General features: G+C 32.3%; 4 protein-coding genes and 1 pseudogene. 3 read left to right on the top strand and 2 right to left on the bottom strand.

Features of this window, described 5'->3' with window-relative positions:
* The first annotated feature begins 655 nt into the window (after window positions 1-655).
* The 3 genes from ggt to GQ593_RS12970 all read left to right on the top strand — a co-directional run bounded on the left by ggt (window position 656) and on the right by GQ593_RS12970 (window position 3,846).
* Window positions 656-2,359 carry a gamma-glutamyltransferase gene (gene ggt, locus GQ593_RS12960; protein ID WP_160432412.1) on the top strand — a complete coding sequence of 568 codons (1,704 nt, stop codon included), beginning with the start codon at window positions 656-658 and terminating at the stop codon, window positions 2,357-2,359.
* Window positions 2,360-3,078: 719 nt separating this feature from the next.
* Complete coding sequence (locus GQ593_RS12965; RefSeq protein WP_160432413.1) at window positions 3,079-3,459, top strand: hypothetical protein; 381 nt, start codon at window positions 3,079-3,081, stop codon at window positions 3,457-3,459.
* A gap of 3 nt (window positions 3,460-3,462) precedes the next feature.
* On the top strand, window positions 3,463-3,846 hold the full coding sequence (locus GQ593_RS12970) for a hypothetical protein (RefSeq protein WP_160432414.1): 384 nt from the start codon (window positions 3,463-3,465) through the stop codon (window positions 3,844-3,846).
* A gap of 520 nt (window positions 3,847-4,366) precedes the next feature.
* Here GQ593_RS12970 and rplI read toward each other — a convergent pair.
* Together rplI and GQ593_RS12980 are read right to left on the bottom strand one after the other, a co-directional pair.
* A pseudogene (gene rplI / locus GQ593_RS13900) lies at window positions 4,367-4,483 on the bottom strand (50S ribosomal protein L9); the annotation flags it as partial.
* A 126-nt stretch (window positions 4,484-4,609) separates the two neighbouring features.
* Window positions 4,610-5,596 carry an alpha/beta hydrolase family protein gene (locus GQ593_RS12980; RefSeq protein WP_160432415.1) on the bottom strand — a complete coding sequence of 329 codons (987 nt, stop codon included), beginning with the start codon at window positions 5,594-5,596 and terminating at the stop codon, window positions 4,610-4,612.
* Window positions 5,597-5,830 lie beyond the last annotated feature (234 nt).

Raw genomic sequence — 5,830 nt, forward strand, 5'->3', positions numbered from 1 at the left:
TCAACATTAAATTACCAGTCGCCGATTGAATACAAAAGAAATCGATGACCTTATCTTTTTGGTACTAAAATGTGTTGCCATTCCACTCTTTTTCATTTATAATCATAAAGATCAATTGCGCCTATTTTCTATAAGGATCAAGCAATCATTTCGACTAAATTTACTACCTTTTTATACTTAAACGTAGTGTTTCCTGAAACTTTTTTACAAAAATCAGCTTTATTTAAACGGATTATGTTTTTTAAGGCTAATTATGTTAAGAAAATACATCATCCTTGACACCTCTTAATAACATTTTCCAGCAAAGTTTAATTATTTGTTACCTATGTTCAACAAAGAAGATAGATTGGCTACTCTATGTAGATGAGTTTTATTATCATCGATTGCATTGCATATTAAATTATCAGCCTCTATTGAGTAAAGCTAACTGATCATCTTATTTTTGGTCTTAGCAATTATTGATACTCCATGCAGATGACACGTTAGGGTAAACCATTGCATTGTGGCTGTCTGATCAATATTTGCTCAACATTTTTATTTTCTATGCTATATTGATGATTCCCCTTAACCGATTGTTACATGATTTATTAATGTGATTCATGTATTTTGCTGTTAAGTGGGTACGATAAATAATACTTTAATTAGGAGGTGCAAAATGTTTTATCTTAAACGTAAGTTGATAAAGTATTGCTACTTTATTGTATTTTTACTGATAAGCCAACAAGTACTTGCTGTTGAAAACGTAACACAAAAATTAGAAGCTGGCGCAGTTGCTTCGCCCGATTCTTATGGTGCCATTGCTGCACAAGAAATTTTAAAAAAAGGTGGAAATGCAGCTGATGCTGCGGTGGCTACCGCATTTGCTCTTGCTGTTACTTATCCTGAAGCGGGTAACATTGGTGGGGGTGGTTTTATGACCCTTTGGATGGACGGTAAGCCTTATTTTATTGATTATCGTGAAGTTGCACCAAGCAAAGCTGATAAAGATATGTATCTTGATGATCATAAAAATGTGATCCCTAATTTAAGTTTATATTCTTACAAAGCATCGGGAGTACCGGGAACCGTTGCCGGTATGTGGGCGGTGCATCAACGTTTTGGTAAATTATCTTGGAAAGAGGTAATGGCACCAGCTATTCGATTTGCTAATGAAGGGTTTACCGTAGATAAACAGTTAGTTAAACGTTATCAAGAAGCAGCCGAGCTTGCACCTGCTAATGGTCACTTTAAGCAATACTTTGGTGCTATGCAAGCTGAAAAGGTGTTTAAACAGCCCGAACTTGGTAAAGTATTAGAGCGTATTGCAAACCAAGGTAGTGACGGATTTTATAAAGGCGAAACGGCTAAATTAATCGCACAACAGATGGAAAAAAATGACGGTTTAATTACTGAAAACGATTTGGCAAATTATCAGGCTAAATGGCGAGCTCCGTTAGTTGCTAACTGGCAAGATATGCAGATTGTTACCGCTCCTCCGCCAAGTTCAGGTGGCGTTGGTTTAATTCAACTTTTATTAATGAAACAAGATCTCGCGAATGATTTCAAAGATGTAAAAGTGAATTCACCACAATATATTCACTTATTAGCAGAAATAGAAAAACGTGTTTTTGCCGATCGAGCCGAATATATGGGAGATCCTGATTTTATCTCTGTACCTGTCACTGAATTGATTGATACTAATTATTTAGCGCAAAGAGCTAAGCAAGTTAATCCAAAAGCTATTTCGATTACTGAACAAGTTAAACCTGGTTTAGATACTAATCGCGAAAAATTACAGACAACGCATTTTTCTATTGTGGATAAATGGGGTAATGCGGCATCTAATACTTATACGCTTAATGGCTGGTTTGGATCAGCGGTTGTAATAGAAGGCACAGGTATTATACTCAATAATGAAATGGATGATTTTAGTAGTAAACCAGGTGTTGCTAATCAGTTTGGTGTTGTGAGCAAAGATGCTAATGCAATTGAGCCAAATAAACGCCCTTTATCTTCTATGACACCAAGTATATTTATTAAAAATAATGATGTCGCAATGGTTATTGGTACACCGGGCGGTTCAAGGATTTTTACTTCAATTTTTCAAGTGGTGACGAATGTCTTTGATAACCATATGTCATTAAAAGCAGCAATAGATGCTCCGCGTTATCACCATCAATTATTACCAACTAATCTTATCTTTATTGAGCGTTTTCAAAATAAAGTACCAGAAGATTTAAAAGATCAACTCAAACAAATGGGTTATCAGTTTAAGCAGCAAGATTTTAGCGGTGATATTCAAGCCATAAAAATCACTGACAATAAACCCGAAGCTGTATCAGATATTCGAGGTCGAGGTAAATCAATTATTGTGAAATAGTGCATTTTTTATAATGTATTATTGATTACAGTAATTTTAATTATTTTTGTTAGGGCTGTTGAGATTTCAATAAAAAGGCATAAAGATGTTGTTACAGCATAATTTCTCAAAAAATTAATAATAATAACTCTTTATGCCTAAAGCCATGTGAACAGATACCCATTGGGAAAAGCTACAAAAATTAATACTAAATACGGGTCAAATATTACAATAAACGGGCACATAGCAACACACTAGAAGAAATTTTATGTCCAATGCCGTTGGTTGCCTGTGGCGAGATATTTTGAGTAAATTTAGCTAATGCAACACTATTTACCCACGATTTACTCTCTAGTCAAAAAAACGCATTATCACGGTATAGTAGCTCTTTGCGACATTATATAGGTAGGATCACGTTAACATGTTATATGATGGGCTAAAATGTAATGGAGGTATATGATTAATACAATAGATCAATAGTTCCTAATAGTAATTAATAACTTTACCATCCAGTATACTTATATTTTCCCTTTTAGGTTAAATTCGAATTATCAATGAACATAGGTAATTAGTTATGAATAATAACCATTTACCAAAAGATTTTTTATTAGGCAGTTCTGTTGCCACTCATCATTTCTCGATCATAGGACTAAGATTTTATCGCTTAAAATAGTTTCATAATGATAGTAAATACGTTAAAATACAACACTATAATAATTCTAGTGTTATAAGGAATATTGATGAAATGCATTTGTGTAAATAAAGAATGTAATAAAACATTTGATGCAGATCCAGATATTGAGTGTCCACACTGTCATAAAAAACAAAAGATTACTAAAAGTCTTATGGCTAGTTTAATTTTTGCTGGTGCGGTTGGTATAGGAGGATATCAATTTAACAATTTGATATCCTCCCATACTCAGAATAGGTACCCAACAAAGGTTGAATATAGCATTATACATACATGCCTTAATGATAATCAGCTGATACATAGGTCTTATTATAAAGAAAAATTTAGCAAATGTGTTTATGCGCTTGAAAAAACTATAGGTGATATTGATTACTCTAGCTACAAAAAAATCCAGATAGATTTAATAAAATTTTTAAAAGGAATTTTTTAACTAATGGGTAAAATAAAAACTAGTACAGAATATGAACACCTTGTGGTAGAGTTTGAAACTTATCTAAAATTAGCTCAATGGAATTTACGTAATTTGTTTGATGAATTCTATAATGATCCAACTGATATAGGTGGTGGGATGTTAAATGCAGAAGAAATCAAACAAAGGTATGACTCTTTTAGAAAAGCCAAATCTAGAAATAAAATTAATATATATGATTTAAAAAAGTATATCAAATTTATGCAAAATCATGATGTCATAAAAAAGAAAGGATATGTTTATGCTAATTACATTCCTTTAGGTGATGACATTAAACCAAGCACGAAGAAAATGTTTGAAGAATTGTCTAAAGAATATACTAATAAGGTCATGAGTGAATTAGATTAAAACTATTGCAACAAAAAAATATATGTCGCAATAGTTTTATTTCAATTATTATTTTTTCGGTGGGTTATTATCTCGTCCACCACCAGAAGGGTTACCTGTTTTACTTGGCCAACCGGCTGAATTTGACATATTAATTCTCCTTATAGTATTTGTTAATAACACCATGATTTCATGGTGTTTATATATTAAATGATTCTTATGTGACCAAATGTGACATTTGGTTTAAAAAACAACCACAAAACTCTTTTTTTTAAATTATTTTTGTTAATACACAAATTTATTTACAAAAATCTGTTTATATTCATTTTCAAAATATTAAGCAAAGAAGAATTAGTTTCTATTGCATCCGCAGTAAAGGGGGCAATGGAGTATGGATTTTTAGTTATACGATTGTTTGATGAATGTGATTAACCAAGAATTTACTTGAGTTTCGCTTTTTATATAAACAACAATTTTGTATATTCTAAAAAATAAAAAAAACGTCATAATGATGGGGTTTTTTGTGTTTATTGTTGGATGATTATTCAGAAATAATATCAACAATAAGTTTAGCAAATGCTTCGCTGTGTACTTGGAAGAACACTTCGTGTTCGCCATTAGTACGCAGTACACCATTTAGCAGGCGAACTTTGCTTTTTGGTGCTTAGAAGTTACGATAAACAAAATGATTGCAGGGCAAATAAAAGGAGTTCTTTGTTGATGTAAATAGATGAGATAAATTCAGACTAGCTAATAGTAAACTAGTCTGTTTAAATTTTTTAACTTAAAGTGAATCTTCTATCTTTTTAATATCTTCTTGAGTAAAAGTAATGTTTGTCTTTTCACTAGTATCATTAATTATTTTTTGGCTAATTAACTCGGTGATTGGATAGATAATAGTAAAATGATTGCCACCTTTAATCATATTTGAATAAAAAGGAATATTTTTATTTTTTGCCATAGACGCTAAAACATTGAAGTCTGTGTTGTAATATTCTTCCCCTTCAAAATAAAAAGTGGGTGTTTTGATTGATTCAATAAAAAAGCCTGGTGATCTAAGTTTAAACTCTTCTACGTTAGTTGTATCAAAAGGTAAGAATGATAGATCATTGTTACCCCACCATTTTTGTACATCACTTACCCCACCTAAAGAAAAGATAGCCCTAAATCCTGTTAACAGTTCGCTAGCTAATAAAACTCGGGTGCCACCAGTGCTATGCCCAGCTAGATAAATTCTGTTAGCATCAACATAAGGTTGAGCTGCTAAAAATTGACGGGCTTTTTCTAAATCATCAATTTCGCCAAAAAACATCTCGTCTTGGCCGGGATTACCGCTTTCCCCTCTAAAGCTTGGTAACATTAGAATTAATCCAGCTTTTCGAAAGGCACTACCAGTTTGATCGTTTGTTTTTGGTGCAGGAAACCAAAAATCATCCCCCCCCTGTCCACCAAATCCGCCACTAATCCAAATCACAGCAGGATGTTTTTTTCCATCTTTAGGATCTGGTGTTAAATACGCTGACATATCACCATCTTTTGCCGGATAATAGACTAATGAAAAGATATCTTTAGGTGGAATAGGTGGCTTTTCATTATAATCCTTTGGATTGACAATTTTGGTTTTAAAGTTAGCTCTTGCCTCTTGCAAACTAACACTGCTTTGAGGTATTGCGTTTGATTTTTCAAATGAATTATTAGCGTGTATTGATAATGGAAATAAAGCTATAGCAATAGCAATAGTGCGAGTAATTATATGTGTTTTTTTAATCATTGTTTTCTCTGCCTTTTTGATTTTACTGATAAATAATGAATATTATTATAAAATAAATAGATTATTTTAGGTATTCTTTTAAAACTCTTCCTTGTAAAGGGGAAACTATTATGAGTGCTTGTAATTTACAAATTATTGGTTATAAAACTTTGGAATGGCAACACATTTTCAAACAAAAAAATTAAGGGATAAGTGTTTTTTAAATTCAACGGGAGGCAAGTAGCCTAACGAAGA

The sequence above is a fragment of the Gilliamella sp. Pas-s25 genome, assembly GCF_009795885.1.
In the GTDB taxonomy this organism is placed as follows: Bacteria; Pseudomonadota; Gammaproteobacteria; order Enterobacterales; family Orbaceae; genus Gilliamella.

What these genes read in the sequence shown, in the direction of transcription:
- ggt (WP_160432412.1), top strand. Translation starts at nt 656, where the DNA reads ATGTTTTATCTTAAACGTAAGTTGATAAAGTATTGCTACTTTATTGTA.
- GQ593_RS12965 (WP_160432413.1), top strand. Translation starts at nt 3,079, where the DNA reads ATGAAATGCATTTGTGTAAATAAAGAATGTAATAAAACATTTGATGCA.
- GQ593_RS12970 (WP_160432414.1), top strand. Translation starts at nt 3,463, where the DNA reads ATGGGTAAAATAAAAACTAGTACAGAATATGAACACCTTGTGGTAGAG.
- GQ593_RS12980 (WP_160432415.1), bottom strand. Translation starts at nt 5,596, where the DNA reads ATGATTAAAAAAACACATATAATTACTCGCACTATTGCTATTGCTATA.